The sequence below is a fragment of the Nonomuraea diastatica genome, assembly GCF_004349015.1.
Classification (GTDB): domain Bacteria; phylum Actinomycetota; class Actinomycetes; order Streptosporangiales; family Streptosporangiaceae; genus Nonomuraea; species Nonomuraea diastatica.
Genome location: NZ_SMKP01000043.1, coordinates 38,187 through 59,212 on the forward strand (window position 1 = coordinate 38,187; position 21,026 = coordinate 59,212).

Sequence of the window (21,026 nt, forward strand, 5' to 3'; positions counted from 1 at the left end):
TCGTATACAGCTCCCTTGCGAGGTCAGTCTTCCCCGCGTGGACTCCAGTCGGCCGCCTCCGCCACCTGGCTGACCTCCCACATGCGCTCGAACTCTCCCTTGAAGTGCTCGTACCAGAAGTGGTCACGGCGCGGGGTGAGCGTGAAGACGGGATCGCGGCCCGCCGACCGGTGCGTCCCGAGCTCGACGTGGATCACCCCGTCGCCATCGCCGGCATCCAGGACCACCAGCCCGAACGCCGGCACGAACGGCAGGAACCGCACCTCGACGTCGCCCTTGCCGACCAGATCGCGCAGCAGGTACTGACCCGGTGCTCGAAGACCTCGGACCGGCCGGGGATCGTGCTCCTCCTGGCCGCCTCCTCCGGCACCGTGCCCTGCGGATCGATCAGCAGGACCTGCGCGTTGTCGACGCTGAAGACGCCGAGCACGCCCACCGCGAGCGCGATGAGTGCCGTCAGATAGATCTCAAGGTTCCTGCCCGTGCTGAGATCGGTGCGTGAACGTTTCAGACGCCCCACGCGACCCATCTTCGCGGCCCGCGCGAGCCGGGCGGAAGCGTCCCTACCCGGCGACCGCCCTCGCGCGGCGCTTGGCCCGGCAGGAGAGTACAGGCCGTCAGGCTCCCGGCCTTCCGGGGGCCCTTGCCGTGTCCGGGGCGCGCCCATCCGCCCGGAGATGTCGTCCTCTGACCGCCACCCGGGGCGCTGCGCCGGAGGAATGCCGGGGCGCGGTCAGGCACGCAGGCGCAGGCCGCGGGGTGTCGGGTGGAAACCGGCCGCCTCCAGCGCGGCCGCCAGCGGCGAGTCGGCGATGGCGGCCCCGTCGGCCCGCTCCACGGTCAGCTTGCCCAGCGCGCCGTCGCGTACGGCCAGTGCCAGGGCGTCGACGGCCGGTTGCAGACGCGTGTCGTCGGTGAACGACAGCAGGGTCTTGCCACCCCGCTCGACGTAGAGCACCAGATGACCCTCGACCAGGACCACCAGGGACCCGGCCTTCCTGCCCGGCTTGTGCCCGACGTCGCCGGGATGTTGCGGCCAGGGGAGCGCGGCGCCGTACGGGCTGGCCGGGTCGGCGGCGGCGAGCACCACGGCCCGCCCCCCGGAGTCGCCCGACCGCCCTGAACCCGAGGAAGCGGCCCAGAGCCCGGTTCCCGCCCCGAGCCCGGTTCCCGCCCCGAAGCCGGACGCGGCCGGGGCGATGCCCGGTGCCATGGCGCGCATCCGGTCGACCGCCCCGGGCAGCGCGAACTGGGCACCACCCAGCCCCTCGACGAAGTAGCCTCGCCGGCACCGCCCGCTCTCTTCGTACGCCCGCAACACCTGATAGATCGGCGTGAACCCACCGGGCAGCCGCTCGGAGGTCACCGCCCCGCGCGTCACCACCCCGTGCCGTTCGAGCAGCACCTCGGCCTGGGCGTTGGCCCGCTGCGTCGCGTCGGGGGCGGGCTCGGGCAGCAACCACCACCGCCCGGCCACCGTGGGCGGCCCGCTCCTGCTCGGCAGCACCGCCCGGCGCCGCCGCGTGGTGGCGGGCCGGTGGGCGGGCCGTCCGGTGCCGAGGGTGGCCCGCAACGGCGCGAGCGTGTCACCCGACACCCGCCCCGCCCACGCCAGGTCCCACAGCGCGGCGACGAGCGTCGTGTCGTCGAGCGAGCCGAGTTGGTCGGAGATCCCGCGGAAGAACAGCGCGCCACCCCCGCCCAGGAGTTCCAGCACGCTCTCGTGCACGGGCGTCATGGTGATCTCGGCGGGCTCGGGGAGCAGCAGCGGCGCGGTGTCGGTGAAGAAGAGGGACACCCAGCCGTCACCGCCGGGCAGCGAGCCCTGCCCCGCCCACATCACCTCGCCGGACGACGTCAACTCGTCGAGCAGCGCCGGATGGTAGCCGGGCACCCGCGCGGGCAGCACCAGCGTCTCCAGCGCGGACGCGGGCACGGCCGCCCCTTGGAGCTGCTCGATGGAGCGGACCAGGGAGTCCATCGCCCTGGCCGCTCCCGCCCGTTCGGCCGAGGCCGGCCCCGAGCCGGTGATGCCGTGCCAGGCGGGCAGGAACACGGCCAGCGTCTCCGGCGTGACCGGCTCGACCTCCTTGCGGAGCCTTGCCAGCGACCGGCGGCGCAACATCCGCAGCACCCCGGCGTCGCACCACTCCTCGCCCCGCCCGCCGGGCCGGAACTCGCCGCTGACCACCCGCCCGGTCACCGCAAGCCGCCGCAGCGCGTCCGTCACCACGGCGACGCCCAGCCCGAACCTGGCCGCGGCCGTGCCGGCGTGGAAGGGCCCGCGCGTGCGGGCGTGCCGTGCCACCAGGTCGGCCAGCGGGTCGGCGACCTGCTCCAGGAACACGTGCGGCACCCCCACCGGCAGGGGCACGCCGAGCGCGTCACGCAGCCGCGCCGCGTCCTCGATGGCCGCCCACTGCTCCTCGCCCGCGACGCGCACCCTGATCGCCCGCCGCGCGCGCTCCAGCTCCTGCAACCAGGCCGGGTCGCCGCCGCGCACGCTCACGTCGGGCGCCACCAGTGGCCCGTGCGAGCGCAGCAGGTCGGCGAGGTCTTCCGCGTCGCGCAGCGGCCGGTCGAGCCGGGCCAGCTCGCGCTCGCTGTCGGAGATCACGTCGGGGTCGAGCAACTCGCGCAGGTCGGCCTGTCCGAGCAGCTCGGACAGCAACGAGGTGTCGAGGGCCAGGGCCTGCGCCCGCCGCTCGGCCAGCGGCGCGTCGCCTTCGTACATGAACGCGCCCACGTAGTGGAACAACAACGACGCCGCGAACGGGGAGGCCTGCGAGGTCTCCACCTCCACCAGCCGCACCCTGCGCGCCGCGATGTCGCGCATGAGCTGGACGAGGCCTGGCACGTCGAAGACGTCCTGCAGGCACTCGCGCATCGTCTCCAGCACGATCGGGAACGAGGCGTATTGAGAGGCCACGCCCAGCAGGTGGGCGGCCCGCTGCCGCTGCTGCCACAGCGGGCTGCGCCTGCCCGGCGTGCGGCGCGGCAGCAGCAGCGCCCGCCCCGCGCACTCCCTGAACCGGGAGGCGAACATGGCTGACCCGCCCAGCTCCTCGGTGACGATCTGCTCGATCTCCTCGGCGTCGAACGCCGCCACGTCGGTGGGGGGCTCGGCCAGCGTGTCGGGGATGCGCAGCACGATGCCGTCGTCGGAGTGCACGGCCTGCACGTCGACGCCGTAACGCTCGCGCAGCCGCCGGTTGACGGCGAGCGCCCACGGCGCGTGCACCCGGGCGCCGTAGGGGGAGTGGATCACCACCCGCCAGTCGCCCAGCTCGTCGTGGAAGCGCTCCACCAGCAGCGTGCGGTCGTCGGGGACGTAGCCGGTGGCCTCGCGCTGCTCGTTGAGGTAGGCCAGCAGGTTGCCCGAGGCGTGGGCGTCGAGCCCCGCCGCCCGCATCCGGTCGGTTGAGCCCTGCTGGGCCTGCTCGCGCAGGAACCGCCCGATCGCCCTGCCCAGCTCCGCCGGGCGGCCGGGCGCGTCGCCGTGCCAGAACGGCAGTTTGCCCGGCTGCCCCGGCGCCGGTGAGACGAGCACCCGATCGGCCGTGATGTCCTCGATCCGCCAGGACGTCGCGCCCAGCACGAACACGTCGCCCACACGCGACTCGTAGACCATCTCCTCGTCGAGCTCACCCACCCTTGAGGACCGCTCGCCCACCAGGAACACCCCGAACAGGCCACGGTCGGGGATGGTGCCGCCGTTGGTGACCGCGAGCCGCTGCGCCCCCGGACGCCCCTGCAGGGTGCCGGTCACGCGATCCCACACGATGCGCGGGCGCAGCTCGGCGAACTCCTCGCTCGGATAGCGGCCGGCCAGCATGTCGAGCGTGGCCTCCAGCGCGCCGCGCGGCAGCGTGGCATAGGGGGCGGCCCGCTTGACCACGGACTCCAGCTCGTCGACCGTCCACTCGTCGAGCGCCGTCATGGCGACGATCTGCTGGGCCAGCACGTCGAGCGGATTGCGCGGATAGCGCAGCTCCTCGATCTCGCCGCTCTTCATCCGCTCGGCCACCACGGCCGTCTGCACCAGATCGCCGCGGTATTTCGGGAAGATCACACCTTTGGACACCGCTCCCACCTGGTGGCCCGCCCGGCCGATGCGCTGCAGCCCGCTGGCCACGCTCGGCGGCGCCTCCACGCACGCGACCAGGTCGACCGCGCCCATGTCGATGCCCAGCTCCAGGCTGGAGGTGGCGACCACGGCGGGCAGCCGGCCCGACTTGAGCGCCTCCTCGATCTGCGCCCGCTCCTCCTTGGAGACCGAGCCGTGGTGAGCGCGCACGATCTCCGTCACGACGCCCTTGACGGACCCGGCCTGCGCCATCATCTCGGCGGGCGTGCGCTGGGCAGGCCTGGCGTCGGCGGGCGGCTGATCGGGCGGACCCGTCTCCCAGATCGACAGATCGACGGCCTCCGCGCCGTGCTCGCGCTCATATGCCAGCTCGTTGAGCCGGGTGCACAGCCGCTCGGCCAGCCGCCGCGAGTTGGCGAAGACGATCGTCGAACTGTGCGCCCCGATGAGGTCGAAAAGCCGGTCTTCGACATGCGGCCAGATCGACCTGCCGCTCGGCTCGGGTGCGAACTCCTCGCCCTCCTGAGGCTTGCCGCCCTCCATCTCCGTCATGTCCTCGACCGGGACGACGACCTCGATCTCGATCTGCTTCTCCGACGGCGGCTGCACCACGGTGGCCGGGCGAACCCCGCCCAGGAACGTCGCCACCTCGCTCACCGGGCGCACGGTCGCCGACAGCCCGATGCGCTGCGCGGGCCGCTCGAGCAGCGCGTCGAGCCGCTCCAGGGTGAGCGCGAGATGCGCGCCCCGCTTGGTGGCCGCGACCGCGTGCACCTCGTCGACGATCACCGTCTCGACCCCGCGCAACGCCTCGCGAGCCTGGCTGGTGAGCAGCAGGAACAGCGACTCGGGCGTCGTGATCAGGATGTCGGACGGCCTGGCGGCGAACCGCCTGCGGTCTTCCGCCGGGGTGTCGCCCGAGCGGATCGCCACCGAGATCTCCGGCACCGGCAGCCCCAGCCGCCGCGCCGTCTGCTTGATGCCCGCCAGCGGCGCGCGCAGGTTGCGCTCGACGTCGACGGCCAGCGCCTTGAGCGGCGACACATAGAGCACGCGCGTGCCCTTGCGCCCGTTTCGCTCCCGGGCCCGCCCCTGGGCGGCTTGCTTCTGGGCCCGCTCATCGACCGGAGTCGCGGCGAGACGGTCGAGCGACCACAGGAACGCCGCCAGCGTCTTGCCCGACCCGGTGGGCGCCACGACCAGGGTGTTGTCGCCGCGCGCGATCGACTCCCACGCCCCCTCCTGGGCGGCGGTGGGATCCTGGAATGCTCCGGTGAACCATTGCCTGGTCACCTGGCTGAAGTGGTCTAGCGAGCTCACCAGCACATACTGCCTCGCGTCACCGACAGAAACCGCATTCGCACGACAGCGCGTGATTGAGCGGGTGCCATGGCGGACATAGAGCGACCGTGACCATTGACTACGCGTCCATCGAAGCCCGCCGTGCGGAGCTCAGGCGACGTTACGTCTTACCGCACCGGCCGTCCAGCAGCGCACGCGGCCTGCACCACGTGGCCCTGCTGTCGTCCGACGTGGAACGGACCATAACGTTCTACCAGGAACTCCTGGAATTCCCGCTCACCGAGATCATCGAGAACCGCGACTACAAGGGCTCCAGCCACTTCTTCTTCGACGTCGGCAACGGCAACCTGCTCGCCTTCTTCGACTTCCCCGGCCTCGACCTCGGGCCGTACCAGGAAGTGCTCGGCGGGCTGCACCACATCGCGATCTCCGTCGACCCCGCCACGTGGGAAAGGCTGCGCGGGAAGCTGGAGATGGCCGGCGTGCCGCACCAGATCGAGAGCGGCGCCTCCATCTACTTCAAGGACCCCGACGGCGCCCGCCTGGAGCTGCTCGCCGACCATCTCGGTGAGATGTACGGCGCGCGGGTGATGTGACCTAGCGCCGCGACGCCTTGCGCGTTCGCGGCCTGCCCGCACGCGGTAACCGCCTGATGCCCGCGTGCCGCTCGGCACGCTCCGCCTTCTCCATCTGTACGGCGAGGCGCAGCGCGAGCTGCAACCGGCGGCGTTTGGCCCGGTTGGCCCTGGCGATGGCTGACTTCGGGGGTGAAGACTTGGGGGTCTTTGGCATGGGGATGTCCTACCCACCCGTGGCGGGCTTCCATACTTGAGTGCATGCGCCTGACCGAGTTCTGGAGACGGATGAACGCTCACTTCGGTGAGACCTACGCCGAGTCATGGGCGCGCGACTACGTGCTCGCCCCGCTCGGCGGGCGAACGGTGGCGCAGGCGCTGGCCGACGGTGAGAGCGCCAAGACCGTCTGGCGCGCCGTGTGCCAGGTGGAGGATGTCTCGCCCAAGCTGCGCTGAAGCGGCTAGGGCTGGTCCGCGTCCAGCGCCCGGCGCAGGGCGGCGGCCGTGCTCTCCGGATCGTCCGCCCTGCCCTGCCCGCCGGGAGACCACAGGAAGAGCCAGCCCTGGCCGGACGGAGTCGCGAAGATGATCGTCTGGCGGCCGGTGTGCGGATGCCACACCCACAACACCGGATCGTCCTCGCCGACCAACCGGCTGACCAGGCCCACGTCGGGCAGCAGTTCGGCGAGCGACTCCAGATGGACGCGCCGTTCCCCGGTGAAGCCGCTCGCCACGTCGCCGCCTCCAAGCCCTCGCCCTGCAGTAAGTCTCCCCAGCTCACCGCGCATGACAACACGCCGGGGCCAACCCTCGTGAACATCACGTGGCGAGATCGCGGAGTCACGCGAAGCGCGGGCTTTCAGCGCCCCGGATCCATGAGGATCCGCATGCGGCCGAAGTCGAAGGTGAGCGCGTACGGCTTGAAGAACGCGTGGGTCGGCAGCCCGCCGATGCGGAAGCCGAAGCCGTTCTCGAACCAGTCGGGAAACGCGCCGATGAGGCCGGGAACCTGACGACGGGTGGCGGAGCCGAGCGTCACTTTCTGGACGGTCACCTGGTGGAGGCCGTCACCAGGGGGAACCGTGACCCCGGCCGCGGCGAAGGTGGAGCGTGGCGCGGTGAATCCGATGTCGCCGCCGCCGGTGTCGACGAAGAACACCATCCGGTCGAGGCCGTTCACGGTGCCGTGGGACAGCAGGTAATGATCGCCAAGGAACCACATGGGCGCGCTGTGCCGCGCCCGGATGTGGGCGCGCGTGCTCTGCCGTAGCACCAGCGCCCGGCCCGGGTAGTCGATGGTGGACAGGAACCGCGACAGGACGCTCGTGCCGATCGCTCCCTGAGTGGCCCTCCCGTCGGGTGCGGTGATCCGGATCGTGTCGGGGATCGTGTGGACCGGCAGGTCGCCGATGCGGAGATCGCCCATCGCCAGGCGGTCCACGCGCCCTTGGTACGCCTTGTGCTCGCCGTAGACGGTCCTGCCGGTCGTGTGGCCGTACGTGGGGATGCCGAGCCGGTCGGCGTAGTCCTGGTTGAGTGCGAACAGCGCGCCCGTGTCGAGGAAGAACAGCGCGGGCGGGGCGCCGTTGACGGACGCCTCGATCATCGGCAGGGGGTCGGACGCCGCGAACGGGATCCGGGCGGTGGCGGGGCCGGAGATCGTGTACGGCCTGCGCCCCGCGAAGCTTCTCAGCTGTTCCGGGGTCGCGGTCGGGGCGTCCGCCTTGACCGAGGGGAGGAGGTCGGCCAGTTCGGCGTACTCGTCGCCGCGCCACAGCGCGTCGGCGAGGTTGCTCAGCGAGCGCGGGTGCCCGGGATCGTGCCGCAGCACCCGCTTCAGCAGCCGTTCGGCTGTGGGCAGGCGGTTGGCCAGCAGCGCGATGTAGGCGTGCTGGGCGAGCGCGCCCACGTGGTCGGGATCGCGGGCGAGGACCTGCCTGTACCGGGCGTCGGCGGCGTCGAAGTCGCCCGCCTCGAAGAGTTCGTCGGCCTTGTCCATGAGGTCCGTGAGGTTCATGAGCCGTTCCTTTCGTGGCGGTCGCACGCCTTGGGCGGTGGCCAGGGGATCACCGTCCGCGGCTCCTGTCGCGCCGGCGATCGCGAGCCCGGCCGCCCCGGCGGCGTTCGCCAGGAACGCCCGGCGCGTGCCCGTCACCTTGCCGTCCATCATGTCTTCACCTTTCAGATACTGATCAGTATTCGGATACCGATTAGTATTCATATACTCTTGGGAATGTCAACGGGAAGGTGGTCATGGCGGTGGCGGAACGGCTCACCCGGCAGGAGCGGCGGGAGCACAATCGGCTCAAACTGCTGGAGGCGGCGGAGAAGGTGTTCGCCGAGCGCGGCATCCAGGGCGCCTCCATCGACGAGGTCGCCGCCGAGGCGGGCCTCACCAAGGGCGCCGTCTACTCCAATTTCGCCGGCAAGGAGGAGTTGCTGCTCGAGGTCATGCGGTACCGCCTCCACGGGGAGGCGCAGGCTCAGGCGGACCGCCTGCTCCACTCCGGGCGCGACTCCGGCGAGTTGGTGGAGGAGTTCGCCCGCTACTGGGCCGAGCGGGCGCGCGCGGGCGACCAGGAGGCGTTCGCCCAGATGACCGTGGAGCTCATGATCCACGCGACCCGGAATCCGGCCGTACGCGAGCAACTCGTCGACCTGGTGTTCCCGCCCGCCAGCGAAGGCCGGCACCCGCTGTCGCCGCCGGGCAGCGCGCTGGCCGAGCTTCCCTACGCGCAGGCCGACGCCATACTGAAGTCCCTCGACATCGGCATGCGCCTGCTCGTCCTGCTGGCCCCCGAGCGCTGTCCTCCGGAGCTGTTCGCGACGGCCCTCGGCCTCCTCACCGCACCGAGATCTGACCATCCCTGATCGCGGTGTGACCGGCCGTGCCGCCGCGCTTCCCCAATGGGCGGCCCTGCTGTGCTTTCCTGGCGGGCGCGGCGCCGCCGCTGCTGGTCTGCCCTGCCGGCCTGCCCTGGTAAACAGCTTTGGTGGTCTGCCTGGGTGGACGGCCCGGGTGGACGGCCCTGGTGGTGCTGGAAATCCCGGTGTCGCCGGGACGTCCTGGCCTACCTTGGGTCACCTGCGCTGATCGGCTTCAGGGCGGGGCGCGGCTCGTGGCGTGTTCCTGCTGTGATCGAACAGCCGTTCGGCTACGATGGGAGCACGCCGAGCCCACGTCTTCCCCGGCAGTCCCAGAAAAATGTCGGTGGCAGGCCGTAGCTTTCACTCGACTGACCGGACCACGACCCTCCAGGGGGAGTTCCATGGCTATCAACGACCGCGAGAAGGCCCTCGAGACCGCGCTCGCTCAGATCGAGCGACAGTTCGGCAAGGGCTCAGTGATGCGCCTGGGCGACGACGCCCGAGCTCCCATCGAGGTGGTCCCCACCGGGTCGATCTCCCTCGACGTGGCCCTCGGCATCGGCGGTCTGCCGCGGGGCCGCATCGTCGAGGTCTACGGCCCCGAATCCTCGGGCAAGACGACCATCGCCCTGCACGCGGTGGCCAACGCCCAGCGGGCCGGCGGCATCGCGGCGTTCGTCGACGCCGAGCACGCCCTCGACCCCGAATACGCCAAGAAGCTCGGGGTCGACACCGACGCCCTGCTGGTCTCCCAGCCCGACACCGGTGAGCAGGCGCTCGAGATCGCCGACATGCTCATCCGGTCCGGCGCCGTCGACATCATCGTCATCGACTCGGTGGCCGCGCTCGTGCCCAAGGCCGAGATCGAGGGAGAGATGGGCGACAGCCACGTCGGCCTCCAGGCCCGTCTCATGTCCCAGGCGCTGCGCAAGATCGCCGGTGCCCTGAGCAGCACCGGCACCACCGCGATCTTCATCAACCAGCTCCGCGAAAAAATAGGTGTGATGTTTGGCTGCATGTCGTACGGCACGCGCGTCACGCTCGCCGACGGCACACAGGAGAAAATCGGCAAGATTGTCAATCAGAGGATGGACGTCGAGGTTCTCTCCTACGACCCGGAGACCGACAAGCTCGTTCCCCGCCGCATCGTCAACTGGTTCGACAACGGCAATGCCGAGCGCTTCCTGCAGTTCACTGTGGCCAAGTCGGGCGGAAACGGAAGGGCCCAGTTTGCCGCGACGGAAAACCACCAGATCCGCACTCCGGGCGGCTGGCGTGACGCCGGTGAGCTGATTGCGGGAGATCGTGTCATGCTCACAGAGACCCATCGTCTCAGCGATAAGCAGTGGCAGGTCATCCTGGGATCGCTGATGGGCGATGGAAACCTGTCGCCCAATCGCCGTGGCCGCACCGGCGTTCGATTCCGCATGGGGCATGGCGCCAAGCAGGAGGACTATCTGTCCTGGAAGTGCTCGATGCTCGGCAACATTCCCCACAGCCGCAGCACCAAGGCCAAGGGCGCGGTCTTCGCCGGCTTCACTCCCCTTCCCGAGCTCGATGAGCTGCGCCAGGTGGTCTATCTCGGTGGCGGCAAGAAGCACATCACCTCGGAATACCTCAAGGCGCTGACACCTCTGGCTCTGGCGGTGTGGTACATGGACGATGGCTTGTTCACGCTCCGTTCGGAAGGGTTGCAGCAGCGCACCGAAGGCGGTTCCGGTCGCATCGAGCTCTGCGTCGAGGCGATGAGTCAGGGCTCCCAGGAGCGTCTGCGCGACTACCTGTGTGACACCTATGGCCTCAACGTGCAGGTTCAGCATCGCGGGGCCCGGGGCGTGGCCGTCCTGCAGTTCGACACGGCGTCGTCGGCCACGTTCCAGAAGCTGGTGGCGCCCTACGTCCACCCCTCCATGGCCTACAAACTCCTGCCTCGCTACCGTGGCCAGTTCGCGGTCGAGCCGGAGTTCGCCGACCCCGAGCCGCGGCTTGTGCCCTCACGGATCCTTGATATTCGCATCAAGCCGAAGGCCCGCTCCATGAGGAAGTTCGACCTCGAGATCGAGGGGACGCACAACTACTTCGTCGACGGTGTCATGGTCCACAACAGCCCCGAGACGACGACGGGCGGTAAGGCGCTCAAGTTCTACGCCTCGGTCCGGATGGACATCCGCCGCATCGAGACGCTCAAGGACGGCACGGAGGCGGTCGGCAACCGCACCAGGGTTAAGGTCGTCAAGAACAAGATGGCCCCGCCCTTCCGGGTCGCCGACTTCGACATCCTCTATGGCGTGGGCATCTCCCGCGAGGGCGGCCTCATCGACATGGGCGTGGAGCACGGCTTCGTGCGCAAGTCCGGCGCCTGGTACACGTACGAAGGCGACCAGCTCGGCCAGGGCAAGGAGAACGCGCGCAACTTCCTGCGCAACCACCCCGACATGGCCAACGAGATCGAGAAGAAGATCAAGGACAAGCTGGGTGTGGGGCCTCGCCTGGACACTCCCGCCGAGGCCGCCACCCCGGCCCCGGCCCCGGCGGCTGCTCCTTCCGGTCGTGGTTCCAAGTCCACTCCCAAGCCGGGTGACGTCTGATCGTTGACCTATGAACAACCCGGACCGGCCGCAGGCGTCCCAGCCGCACAACCGGGGCGCCTGGCCGAACACCACTTCGCCGCGTGGCCGCGACCTCGCTCTCTCGGCGGCGGGCAGCTGGCCATCACTTGACGAGTGGCGCAACCGCCCGCGCACCTCCGACACCGAGTCCGGCGACGTCCCTACGGGTTCCGGGAGCCCGGCCGTGGATTCCAGCGTTCCTGGCTCCCCGCCTCCGCCGCCAGGTCGCTCCCGCCCGGACGGCGATGATCCTGGGCGTGATGCCCAGCGTGCCCAGGATGCCCCGGCAGAGCCGGGACGAGGTGCGACCGGATCCCCGCCCCCGGGATCTGACAGCGCTGGTGCGCGTGATGGCGGCCGGGTGGAGAAACCTTCGGCTCCTGACGACGGCGAATGGCATGCCGAGGTGCTGGCCGGGAGCAGTTGGTTCGCCGGCGAGCAGGCCGAGGGCGGCAGGAAACGATCGGGCCGGGGGCGCCGGTCCAGCACATCAAGCGGGTCCGGCAGACGCGGTGCGGAGAGGACGAAAGGATGGTCGCCCGAGAGCCCTGACACCGAGAGCCCTGACACCGAGGGCCCGGCCGGTGCCGCTCCGGCAGCCGATCCGGAGTCGGTGGCCCGGGCCATCTGCCTGCGCCTTCTCACCATGGCTCCCAAGACACGTGCCCAGCTCGCTGCAGCCCTGCGCAAGCGGGAGGTGCCCGACGACGCCGCGGAAGCGGTGCTCAGCCGGTTCTCGGAGCTGGGGCTGATCGACGATGAGGCGTTCGCCGCGGCCTGGGTCGACTCCAGGCACCACGGGCGCGGCCTGGCCAAGCGTGCCCTGGCCGCCGAGCTGCGCCATCGCGGTGTCGGCACCGACACGGTCAACGAAGCCGTCGACCGCCTCGATCCCGACCAGGAGGCCGAGACCGCTCGCCGGCTGGTGGAGCGCAAGCTGGCCGCGACCCGATCCCTCGACCCGCGCGCCCGCACCCGCCGCCTCGCCGGCATGCTCGCCCGCAAGGGCTACTCCTCGGGCCTGGCCTTCCGCGTCATCCGGGAGGCCCTGGAGCAGGAGGGCATCGACATGGAGGAAGACTTCCCCTGACAGGATGCCCGCCCCTTAGCGGGCCAGGCTCTCCGACGGAGTTCCGTCGCCGTCGGCTGGGCTCTCTGACGGGATGGTCCGCTCCCTGCGGGGCAGGTTCTCTGACGGGATGCCCGTCCTCTCGCGGCCAGGCTCTCCGATGGGATGCCCGCCGCTGCGGGTCAGCTCCCTGACGGAGTGACCGTCGCCGTCAGCCGGGCTCTCTGATGGGATGGTCGCCCGGCCGTCAGCCGGACTCCCGCATCCCGGCAGTTCCCAGGGGCAATGCCGGATCTTGTGGCGGAAGTGGCGATGCGGGTCCGTAAGACACGCTTGGAGACGCGTTTGCTTGCTCGTGACCTGTTCGACGCATAACCTCGACGGCAGTGAGGAGTTACTCCGCGCAGTGCGGATTGCCATACCGGTGAACGACGGACGAGCGAGCTTGGGCGGTCGAGGCAGGCGAGGTGTCGGCTTTCCGAGCCGACGCCCGGTCAGTCTTGGCTGGATATCGACCCAGGCGAAGACCGGGCTGTCCGTGGCGTGCTTGTGACCCCTCCCGTTTTGTGGCCGCGTTATGAGGTGTTGACGACGCGAGGAGGGCGGGGCGCACATGGGGCCGCTGGTCGTGGTGCTGATGGTGGCGGTGCTCGTGCTCGCGTTCGGGATGATCGTCGCGCTCCTCGTCGTCATACGCCGTACCTCCGGCCCTCTGCCACGTGCCGGCAAGCCGAGCTCCGAGCAGGTGGAGGCCGTTCACGAGGAGCTCGAGCAGGCGCGTGAGGAGGCGCGGGAGATCCGCCACAAGGCGGAGACCGACGCCGAGGAGATCCTGCGCAGGTCGGAGAGCGCTGCTGAGAGCGCGGCGCAGATGCGGCGCGAGGTCGAAGAGGAGGCCCGGATCCTCAAGTCCGAGCTCAAGGAGCTCCGGGCCGATCTGGAGCGCAGGGAGGCCAGGCTGGCCGAGCGCGAGCAGCGGCTGGACGAGGAGGCCAGACGGCAGTCCGAGCGTGACAGGAAGCTCGCCGAGACCGAGATCGAGCTGGCCGACCGGCGTGAGGAGCTGCTCCAGGTCGAGCAGGAGCGGCGGGTCATCCTGGAGCGGGTCGCCGGGTTGACGGGCGCGCAGGCCAAGGCGGAGCTGGTCAGGGAGATCGAGAACCAAGCCAAGCGCGAGGCCGCCCTGATCGTCAGGGAGATCGAGGGGGCTGCCCGCAAGGAGGGCGAGAAGCGGGCCACCAAGATCGTGACGCTGGCCGTGCAGCGGGTGGCGGCGGAGCAGACGGCGGAGTCGGTCGTCAGCGTGCTGCACCTGCCGGGCGACGAGATGAAGGGCCGGATCATCGGGCGTGAGGGGCGTAACATCCGCGCCTTCGAGTCCACCACCGGGGTCAACCTGATCATCGACGACACGCCTGAGGCGGTGCTGCTGTCGTGTTTCGACCCGGTGCGGAGAGAGACCGCCAGGCTGACGCTGGAGAAGCTGGTGCTGGACGGCCGCATCCATCCGCAGCGCATCGAGGAGGCCCATGACCGAAGCCGCCAGGAGGTTCAGGACCTGTGCGCGCGGGCCGGCGAGGACGCCCTGGTCGAGCTGGGCATCACCGACATGCATCCCGAGCTGACGCTGCTGCTCGGGCAGTTGCGCTACCGCACCTCTTACGGACAGAACGTCCTCAAGCACCTGATCGAGTCCGCGCACATCGCCGGCATCATGGCCGCCGAGCTGAAGATGAACCAGCGGCTGATGAAGCGCTGCGCCCTGCTGCACGACATCGGCAAGGCTCTCACGCACGAGGTCGAGGGCAGCCACGCGCTGATCGGCGCGGAGATCGCCCGCCGTTACGGCGAGGAGGAGGACGTGGTGCACGCCATCGAGGCGCACCACAACGAGGTCGAGGTGCGCACCGTCGAGGCGGTGCTCACGCAGGCCGCCGACGCGATCAGCGGCAGCCGTCCGGGAGCCCGCCGTGAGTCCCTGGAGGCGTACGTCAAGCGGCTGGAGCGGCTGGAGGAGATCGCGCAGTCGTATGACGGGGTGGAGAAGGTCTTCGCCATGCAGGCCGGCCGGGAGATCCGCGTCATGGTCAAGCCCGACGCGGTCGACGACATCCAGGCGCAGGTGATCGCCCGCGACGTGGCCAAGCAGGTGGAGGAGGAGCTGACCTACCCGGGGCAGATCCGCATCAGCGTGGTCAGGGAGTCGAGGGCCACCGAGTTCGCCCGTTAGGCGAAGAGCTGCTGGTAGAAGGCGAGCTCGGCGGCGAGCGCCGCGGCCCGCGTCTCGGCGCGGCGGAAGCCGTGCGACTCCCCGTCGAAGGAGAGATAGGTGCACGGGACGCCGCGTTCGGAGAGCGCGTCGGCGAAGGCGACCGACTGCTGGGGCGGCACCACGGGGTCGTCGAGCCCCTGCAGGAGCAGCATGGGGCAGGTCACGCCGTCGACGAGGCCGAGCGGCTCGCGGGCGGCGTAGACCTGCGGGTCTTCCGGCCCCACCAGCCACTCCACGTAGCGTGACTCGAAGTCGTGGGTGTGCTCCGAGAGGGGCGCGAGCGCGCTGATGCCGTAGTAGGAGACGCCGCCCGCGAACACGTCGGACCGGCAGCAGGCGGCCAGCACGGTCCAGCCGCCCGCGCTGCTGCCGCGTACCGCGATCTTGGCGGGGTCGGCCAGGCCCTCGTCGGCCAGCCATCGTGCGGCGGCGATCGTGTCGGCGACGTCCACCAGGCCCCACTGCCCTTTCAGCCGGTCGCGGTAGGGCCTGCCGTAGCCGGTGGAGCCGCCGTAGTTGACGTCGAGCACACCGATGCCGCGCGAGGTCAGGAACGCCTTCTCCAGATCGAGCGCGCTGTCGGCGCAGGCAGTCGGTCCGCCGTGCACGAAGATCACGTAAGGGGGGACGCCGGTGGTTGCCGGTCCGTCCGGCGGATAGAGGAACGCGGGGGCGGGCGTCTCCACCGCCCGGGGAAGCGGCAGGCAGGCGGGGTCGGGCAGGCGTGCGACGTCCTGCCCGAGCGCGACGTGCGTGCCCGCCGCCGTGTCGACCTGGACGACCGACCGGGGGAGCGTGGCGGAGTAGCCGACCCCGACCACCGACGTGCCCTCGGCTGCCAGCGCCGCGTCCCACCCTGAACAGGGCACGTCGAGGTCGGTGAGCGTGCCCGACTCGGGGTCGAGCACGCCCATCCGCAGGTCGCCGCGCCCGTGCAGGACCGCGATGCGCCCGTCGCCGAGCACGGTGTACGGTCGCCCGCCCAGTTGCCACGGCGGCGCCGCGAACTCCTCCTCGGCGGGATGGACCGCCCGCGTGCCACCGCCCCGCAGACCGGTCTCGTAGAGGTTCCACCATCCTGAGGAGTCGGAGATCAGGTAGAGGTGGGCGTCGTCCTTCCAGGCAGGGGCGAGCACGGATTCGGCGGGCCCGCCTCGCACGGTCCATTCCTCGCCGCTGGAGAGGCGGACGACCCGCAGCTCGGTGCCGTTCCAGGGCATGAGCGGATGGTTCCAGCAGATGTAGGCCAGATGCCGCCCGTCAGGGGAGATGGCGGGAGAGGTGTAGAAATCGCAGCCCGTGACCCATGTGCGAGGGTTGCAGCCGTCCAGCGGGATCGACACGATGGCCCGGGTCACCTTGCCGTCGTCGCCGTGCCGCTCGCGCACGCCCCACACCTGGCCGTCGTGCACGACCAGGTCGGCGTAGCGGCAGCCGTCGGCGGTGAGCGGCTCAGGCTCACCGTCGTCCGCCAGGATGTAGAGGCGCTGGTCGTTCAGGTTGGCGAAGATGACCTCGCCGCCGGGGGTCACGGTGTAGGGCCTGCCACCGTACTCATGCACCCGGGTGCGCGCGCTCCACGGGGCCCGCAGCAGCTCACGGTAGGTGCCGTCGGCGGCGCGGCACACGATCGTGGTGCGTCCGCCTTGCCCGGGACGGTCCTCGGTCCACCACACCCTGCCGTCCCTGACCGTGGGCCAGCTCGGGCGCACGCCTGCGTTCGCCACGTCTCTGGTCGTGATGGGGGAGGGCCGGAAAGGCATACCCGCATCCTGCCGGAAGATCGGTGAGCGTGCTGGCCGGATCTTGGATCAGGGGCACCCCGCGGGCGGCGGTGGAGCCGTGGGCAGGTCGAGCCCTGTCTTGCCGAACCATTTGTGCAGCAGCCGGGTTGCCGTGCCGTCCCGCCACATCGTGGTGATCGCCTCGTTGACGGCCTCGCAGGTGGCGATCTCACCTTCCTTGAGGCCGACGGCCCACTGCTCCTCGCTGATCGGGTCGTTGAGCAGCCTGAGCTTCTTGGGGTCCTGCTCGACGTATCCGGCCAGGGTCAGGTCCTCGGTGCTGACCGCGTCGAGCTGGCGGTCGAGCAGCTTGCGTACGCACTCGGAGTAGTTCGCCGCGGGCACGAGGATGGCGGGCAGGTCCAGCTTGCCGTCCGGCGGCGGGTCGACGATGCGCCGGTACGAGTTGGACCCCCTGGCCAGGCAGATGCGCTGGCCCGCCAGATCGCTCGTCTTCTGGATGGAGGTGTCGTCGGAGCGGACCATCGTGTCCTGGTATGCGGAAACGTACGGGCCCGCGAACGTCACCCGGGGCCTGCGGGACATGGTGATGGAGTAGGAGGCGACGACCATGTCGACCGTGCCGTTCTGGAGCAGCGCCTCGCGGGCGGAGGAGGGCGCCTCGCGCCACGTGATGCGTACGTCCTCACCGCCCGCGAGGTGGCGGACGATGTAGCGGGCGACGTCGACGTCGAAACCCTCGGGGGCGCCGGGCCCGGTCTTCAGGCCCACGCCTGGCTGGTCCCACTTGGTGCCGACGGTGACCGTGCCGCCCTCTCTGATCTTCTCTGCGACGGTGGAGTATGTGCCGTTTCCGCCGCACGCCGCCAGGCACACGGCCATGGCCGCTCCTGCGAGCGCCGCCCCACGCATGGTCACCCCGATCATCTCCTATAAGAGGAGCTTGTCGGCTGGATACCGCGCGCAGGCCGGTCTTTCAACGCCTCCAACGGAGAAGTGGGACTTTCTTGGGGATTTATCGGTGTACGGGCGGCGCGTTCGCCGCCCGTACACCGTCAGGCGGCGCCTTCGCCCATGCCCGCGACGGCCGGTGTGATCGGCTTGGCCGCGGTCTTGCGGCTGCGCCTGCTACGCCTCTCCAGCCAGGTGGCCAGGTAGCTCAGGGCCATGTTGAGCGCGACGTAGATGATGCCGATGACGATCGCCGCCGGGATCAACGAGCCGAAGAACCGGGCAGGAAGGATCTTGAAGCCGGTGTTGAGCAGGTCGACGTAGGCGATGATGTAGCCGAGCGCGGTGTCCTTCAGCAGCACCACGAGCTGGCTGACGATCGCCGGCATCATCGCCGTGACGGCCTGCGGCAGCAGCACCAGCCGCATCACCTGGTTCTTCCGCATGCCCACCGCGTAGGCGGCCTCCGACTGCCCCTTGGGTACGGACTGCACGCCGGCCCTGACGACCTCGGCGAGCACCGAGCCGTTGTAGAGCATCAAGCCGACGACCACCGCCATGAACGCGTAGTCGCCGCCGCCCATCAGCACCGGGGCCAGGTAGAAGATGAAGAAGATCAGCAGCAGCAGGGGGATGGCCCTGAAGACCTCCACCACCACGCCGGCCGGGACCCTGATCCAGGCATGGTCCGACAGCCGGGCCAGGCCGAAGATCGCGCCGAAGGCGAGCGCGAGCACCGCGGCCACCGCCGCCGCCCGCAAGGTGCCGATCAGACCTGGGATGATGTAGAACTCCCACGTCTCCCACTGCAGGAACGGCTGCCAGATCTTGCCTTCCCACTGGCCCTTGGCGTCGAAGCCGGTGTAGACGCCGTAGATGACCGCCGCGACGGCGATGACGCTGATCGCCGTGAGCAGGTGGTTGCGCACCCGCCCGCGCGGTCCCGGAGCGTCGAACAGGACAGAAGTGCTCATCGGACCACCGCCAGGCGCCGCGACAACCAGCCGGTGAAGAACCCGATCGGCATGGTCAGCACCATGAAGGCGACGACGATGCCGAGAAAGATGGGAATCGACGCGCCGGTCTGGTCGAACGTCTCTTTCATCACGGCCGCCGCGTCGGCGAGGAACCCGCCGGCAGTGGCGACCGTGGTGTTCTTGATCATGGCGATGATCACGCTGCCCAGCGGGGCGACCACGGCGCGGAACGCCTGAGGCAGGATGATCATCGTCAGGGACTGGCTGAACGTCAGGCCGATCGCCCTGGCCGCCTCGGCCTGCCCCATCGGCACCGTGTTGACACCCGAGCGCAGCGCCTCGCACACGAAGGCCGCCGTGTAGAGCGACAGGCCCATCGCGACGAGCCAGAACGAGTTGGACCGGGGCTCGTCGGAGAAGATCAGGCCGAGCTGGTCGCTCAGGCCCAGCGCCGAGAACGCCAGCACCAGGGTCAGGGGGGTGTTCCGGACAACGTTGACGTAGATCGTGCCCGCCGCGCGCAGCACCGGCGTGGGGGAGACCCGCATCGCCACCAGGATCGTACCGATGATCAGGGAGGCGACCATGGCCACGAGCGCCAGCTTGACGTTCTCCAGGAACCCCAGCCCGAGGTCGGGGGCGTATGTGATTAGTTCGTCCATCGTGCTCCACCGCAAGGGCGACAGGCGGCCGGGGGGCCGGCCGCCGTCGCCGACGTGATCAGCTGCAGCCCTCGGCCGGCGGCGCGGCCTCCGACACCTTCAGGCCCTGGATGCCGCCGAACCATTTGTCCAGCAGCTGCTTCATGGTGCCGTTGTCCCACAGCTTCTTCACCGCGGTGTTGACGGCCTCGCACGTCTTCGTGTCGCCCTTCTTCAGGCCGACGCCGTACTTCTCGTCGGTGAAGCCCTGGCCCAGCACCTTGAAGTTGCCGCCTGCCTGCTTGGCGAAGCCCGCCAGGATCAGGTCGTCGGTGGTGACGGCGTCGAGGTTGCTGCCGGTCAGCTTCTGCACGCACTCGGAGTAGTTGGCCGCGTCGACGGTCGTGGCGTCGATGTCGAGCTCGCCGTCCGGCGGCGGGTCGGTGATGCGCTTGTAGGAGTTGGAGCCGGCGGCCTTGCAGATCTTCTTGCCCTTGAGGTCCTGCGGGCTGTTGATCGAGGCGTCGTCCTTGCGGACCATGACGTCCTGGTGGGCGATCACGTAGGGGCCGCCGAAGGTGACCTTGCCCTTGCGCTCCTCGGTGATGGAATAGGTGGCGACGACCATGTCGACCGTGCCGTTCTGGAGGAACGGCTCACGGTTGGAGGAGGCCGACTCCTTCCACTCGATCTCGACCTCCTTGCCGCCGGCCAGCTCCTTCACCAGGGCCTTGGCCACGTCAACGTCGAATCCCTCGGGCTCGGCGCCCATCTTCAGGCCCAGGCTCGGCTGGTCCCACTTGGTGCCGACCACGATCGTGTTGGCGCCCTGGACCTTCTCCAGCACGGTGGCGTACGTCTGCTCGCCGCCACCACAAGCCGTCAGGCCGGCGGCCAGAGCCGCTGCCGAGAGCACCGCTCCCGTTCGACGCATATGCATGTGTACCTGCCTCAAATCTCAGTGCGTGAGGATCTTCGAAAGGAAGTCGCGCGCCCGATCGGTCTGCGCGTTGGTGAAGAACTCGTCGGGGGTGTTCTCCTCGACGATCTGCCCGTCTGCCATGAACACCACGCGGTTGGCGGCGCGGCGGGCGAAACCCATCTCGTGCGTGACGACCACCATGGTCATCCCGTCACGGGCCAGCCCGACCATGACGTCGAGCACCTCCTGCACCATCTCGGGGTCCAGTGCCGAGGTCGGCTCGTCGAACAGGATCATCTTCGGGTCCATGGCCAATGCCCTGGCGATGGCGACCCGCTGCTGCTGGCCACCCGACAACTGGGCCGGATATTTGTCCGCCTGTGCTGCGATACCTACCCGTTCGAGAAGCTCCATCGCCCGCTTGTTGGCCGCGTCGCGCGCGACGCCGCGCACCTTGGTCGGGCCGAGCGTGACATTCTCCCGGATGGTCTTGTGAGCGAACAGATTGAACGACTGGAAGACCATGCCGACGTCGGAACGCAGCCTCGCCAGCGCCTTGCCCTCCTCGGGCAGCACCTGGCCGTCGAATATGATCTGCCCGTCACTGATCGTCTCCAGCCGGTTGATCGCGCGGCAGAGCGTGGACTTCCCGCCGCCCGACGGGCCGATGACGACCAGAACCTCGCCACGAGAGACGGTCAAGTTGATGTTCTTCAGGACATGCAGCGCCCCGAAGTGCTTGTTGACGTTCTCCAACCGAACCAGTGGAGCGCCGTCGCCGTTCTCCGTCATGGACCAAAACGGTAGAGGGCATTAAGACGCTGGTCACTAACCGGGTGGTACCGATCCGATCACATCGTGCCGTCAAGCTGGTCTTTTAGTACTCCAGTGACACTTGGCGATCTTGAAGGATCGGGTCACATGGCGACGGCCACCGCGTGATCATTCGGAGTTTGTGAAGACAACCAAAGATCGTGCGGTGGCCGCGAGCCACAGCGTAGACCCTGA

General features: G+C 69.7%; 17 protein-coding genes and 3 pseudogenes. 8 read left to right on the forward strand and 12 right to left on the reverse strand.

Features of this window, described 5'->3' with window-relative positions:
• Nucleotides 1–23: 23 nt before the first annotated feature.
• From E1294_RS17240 to E1294_RS17250, 3 genes are all read right to left on the reverse strand, one after another.
• Nucleotides 24–197, reverse strand: a complete 174-nt coding sequence (locus E1294_RS17240; protein ID WP_165977332.1) for a hypothetical protein — start codon at nt 195–197, stop codon at nt 24–26.
• Nucleotides 194–520 carry a hypothetical protein gene (locus E1294_RS17245; RefSeq protein ID WP_132509541.1) on the reverse strand — a complete coding sequence of 109 codons (327 nt, stop codon included), beginning with the start codon at nt 518–520 and terminating at the stop codon, nt 194–196. The genes E1294_RS17240 and E1294_RS17245 overlap by 4 nt, the downstream gene beginning before the upstream one ends.
• Before the next feature lie 213 nt (nt 521–733).
• A complete protein-coding gene (locus E1294_RS17250) occupies nt 734–5,410 on the reverse strand; it encodes an ATP-dependent helicase (RefSeq protein ID WP_425465210.1) in 4,677 nt (1,558 codons plus the stop codon).
• 86 nt (nt 5,411–5,496) lie between these two features.
• Between E1294_RS17250 and E1294_RS17255 the strand changes: the two genes are divergently transcribed.
• Nucleotides 5,497–5,985 carry a VOC family protein gene (locus E1294_RS17255; RefSeq protein WP_132509542.1) on the forward strand — a complete coding sequence of 163 codons (489 nt, stop codon included), beginning with the start codon at nt 5,497–5,499 and terminating at the stop codon, nt 5,983–5,985.
• A 1-nt stretch (nt 5,986) separates the two neighbouring features.
• On the opposite strand, the gene E1294_RS17260 is transcribed toward E1294_RS17255, so the two are convergent.
• Complete coding sequence (locus E1294_RS17260; protein ID WP_132509543.1) at nt 5,987–6,181, reverse strand: hypothetical protein; 195 nt, start codon at nt 6,179–6,181, stop codon at nt 5,987–5,989.
• Nucleotides 6,182–6,225: 44 nt separating this feature from the next.
• Here E1294_RS17260 and E1294_RS17265 point away from each other — a divergent pair, with 44 nt between their 5' ends.
• Nucleotides 6,226–6,420, forward strand: a complete 195-nt coding sequence (locus tag E1294_RS17265) for a DUF3046 domain-containing protein (RefSeq protein WP_132509544.1) — start codon at nt 6,226–6,228, stop codon at nt 6,418–6,420.
• A 5-nt stretch (nt 6,421–6,425) separates the two neighbouring features.
• Here the strand turns inward: E1294_RS17265 and E1294_RS17270 are convergent, their stop codons facing one another.
• Together E1294_RS17270 and E1294_RS17275 are read right to left on the reverse strand one after the other, a co-directional pair.
• Complete coding sequence (locus tag E1294_RS17270; RefSeq protein ID WP_132509545.1) at nt 6,426–6,698, reverse strand: hypothetical protein; 273 nt, start codon at nt 6,696–6,698, stop codon at nt 6,426–6,428.
• Between the two features lie 125 nt (nt 6,699–6,823).
• A complete protein-coding gene (locus tag E1294_RS17275) occupies nt 6,824–8,134 on the reverse strand; it encodes an aspartyl protease family protein (protein ID WP_165977334.1) in 1,311 nt (436 codons plus the stop codon).
• Nucleotides 8,135–8,217: 83 nt separating this feature from the next.
• On the opposite strand from E1294_RS17275, the gene E1294_RS17280 reads away from it, so the two are divergent.
• The 6 genes and pseudogenes from E1294_RS17280 to rny all read left to right on the forward strand — a co-directional run bounded on the left by E1294_RS17280 (nt 8,218) and on the right by rny (nt 14,740).
• Nucleotides 8,218–8,835 carry a TetR/AcrR family transcriptional regulator gene (locus tag E1294_RS17280; protein WP_132509547.1) on the forward strand — a complete coding sequence of 206 codons (618 nt, stop codon included), beginning with the start codon at nt 8,218–8,220 and terminating at the stop codon, nt 8,833–8,835.
• Nucleotides 8,836–9,233: 398 nt separating this feature from the next.
• Nucleotides 9,234–9,845 (forward strand): annotated as a pseudogene (recA, locus tag E1294_RS57205) (recombinase RecA); the annotation flags it as partial.
• 3 nt (nt 9,846–9,848) lie between these two features.
• Nucleotides 9,849–10,913: pseudogene (locus E1294_RS57210) on the forward strand (LAGLIDADG endonuclease); the annotation flags it as partial.
• 6 nt (nt 10,914–10,919) lie between these two features.
• A pseudogene (locus E1294_RS57215) lies at nt 10,920–11,420 on the forward strand (recombinase RecA family protein); the annotation flags it as partial.
• A gap of 382 nt (nt 11,421–11,802) precedes the next feature.
• Nucleotides 11,803–12,531 carry a recombination regulator RecX gene (gene recX / locus E1294_RS57755; protein WP_342775059.1) on the forward strand — a complete coding sequence of 243 codons (729 nt, stop codon included), beginning with the start codon at nt 11,803–11,805 and terminating at the stop codon, nt 12,529–12,531.
• Nucleotides 12,532–13,123: 592 nt separating this feature from the next.
• On the forward strand, nt 13,124–14,740 hold the full coding sequence (gene rny / locus E1294_RS17295; RefSeq protein ID WP_132509549.1) for a ribonuclease Y: 1,617 nt from the start codon (nt 13,124–13,126) through the stop codon (nt 14,738–14,740).
• Here the strand turns inward: rny and E1294_RS17300 are convergent.
• The 6 genes from E1294_RS17300 to E1294_RS17325 all read right to left on the reverse strand — a co-directional run bounded on the left by E1294_RS17300 (nt 14,737) and on the right by E1294_RS17325 (nt 20,810).
• Entirely contained in the window at nt 14,737–16,509 is a 1,773-nt protein-coding gene (locus tag E1294_RS17300) for a S9 family peptidase (protein WP_246083069.1), read from the reverse strand. The genes rny and E1294_RS17300 overlap by 4 nt on opposite strands.
• An 84-nt stretch (nt 16,510–16,593) precedes the next feature.
• A complete protein-coding gene (locus E1294_RS17305) occupies nt 16,594–17,439 on the reverse strand; it encodes a glutamate ABC transporter substrate-binding protein (protein WP_132509562.1) in 846 nt (281 codons plus the stop codon).
• A gap of 143 nt (nt 17,440–17,582) precedes the next feature.
• Complete coding sequence (locus E1294_RS17310; protein ID WP_132509550.1) at nt 17,583–18,452, reverse strand: amino acid ABC transporter permease; 870 nt, start codon at nt 18,450–18,452, stop codon at nt 17,583–17,585.
• The gene (locus E1294_RS17315; protein ID WP_132509551.1) at nt 18,449–19,117 is read right to left on the reverse strand and encodes an amino acid ABC transporter permease; all 669 of its coding nucleotides are present in this window, start codon (nt 19,115–19,117) and stop codon (nt 18,449–18,451) included. Before E1294_RS17315 ends, E1294_RS17310 begins: the two co-directional genes overlap by 4 nt.
• A 58-nt stretch (nt 19,118–19,175) precedes the next feature.
• Complete coding sequence (locus E1294_RS17320; protein ID WP_246083070.1) at nt 19,176–20,012, reverse strand: glutamate ABC transporter substrate-binding protein; 837 nt, start codon at nt 20,010–20,012, stop codon at nt 19,176–19,178.
• Between the two features lie 42 nt (nt 20,013–20,054).
• Nucleotides 20,055–20,810: an amino acid ABC transporter ATP-binding protein gene (locus E1294_RS17325; RefSeq protein WP_132509553.1), complete on the reverse strand. Its 756-nt coding sequence runs from the start codon at nt 20,808–20,810 to the stop codon at nt 20,055–20,057.
• Nucleotides 20,811–21,026 lie beyond the last annotated feature (216 nt).